The organism is Mesorhizobium sp. M1E.F.Ca.ET.041.01.1.1, from assembly GCF_003997355.1.
Lineage (GTDB): Bacteria > Pseudomonadota > Alphaproteobacteria > Rhizobiales > Rhizobiaceae > Mesorhizobium.
The window spans coordinates 1-892 of sequence record NZ_RZSL01001115.1 but is presented as its reverse complement, the minus strand read 5'-3'; the positions used below and the strand labels follow the sequence as shown (position 1 = coordinate 892).

The following is an 892-nucleotide window of genomic DNA, read 5'->3' as shown; positions in this document are numbered from 1 at the left end:
AGGTGGTGGGCGCAGGCGCCGTCTTTACCGGCTCGGGGCGCGCCTCGGCGCGCGCGATCGCCGGATCGGAGGCCGCGAGTTGGGCCTGCACCTCGGCCAGCGTCACCGGCTTCCTCGGGGCGGATTCCGCATTCAGCTCGGAACGGAAAGCATCGACTTCGGCTGACGGCGGCGCCGGCTGGAGGTCCTGGCGCAAGTCGGCGCTGTCAGCCGCCGGCTGCTTGCGGCCGGTGTCGCTGTCCTCGATGATCCTTCGGATGGAAGCCAGTATCTCTTCCATGGAAGGTTCGCGCTGTGCGCTGCTTGCCGTCGCCATCGTCACATCCGCCGCCCTTGTGACCAGTTCAAGATCTCCATTCCGGTCGGGCCGGAATTCGAATCAACGACGACAGCGTAACCGACCGATCGTCATCCGAGAATCCCCAATCTGGGGAGACGTTGGATTTCAACAGATTAGCTGATTCCGCCGCCAGCAGCCGGCCGGCTGCTTCTCCAACAAAAAAGCGCCGCGCATCCATCGGACGCGCGGCGCTTTTTGAAGCTTACACGAAAATCAGCGGCCGTCCGGCGTGCGCAGCCCGATCCACTTGTCCTTGACGGCGTTGTAGTGCTCTTCCGGCTTGTATTTCGTGACCGCCAGGCCGAGACGCTCAACCGACAGCCGCCCGACAGCGGAGAGGATGGCATAGCTCGCCACCACGACGTCATGCTCGGAGTTCGCCTGGTTGATCTTGGCGGTGATGACGGCGTTCTGGGCGTTGAGCACGTCGAGCGTGGTCCGCTGGCCGACATTGCGCTCCTCGATGACGCCGTTGAGCGCCAGTTGCGCGGCGGCGATCACCTGCCTGTTGGCATCCACGCTTTGGCGGGCAGCGGTGTATTGTGTCCACGC

1 protein-coding gene and 1 pseudogene are annotated in these 892 nt (G+C 64.3%); both read right to left on the bottom strand.

Annotated features, from left to right (window positions below; all coding sequences use genetic code 11):
• A pseudogene (locus EOA38_RS40830) lies at positions 1–316 on the bottom strand (DUF2497 domain-containing protein); the annotation flags it as partial.
• Positions 317–553: 237 nt separating this feature from the next.
• On the bottom strand, positions 554–892 hold a 339-nt coding region (locus EOA38_RS37775), incomplete at its 5' end, for a TolC family protein (RefSeq protein WP_189435232.1).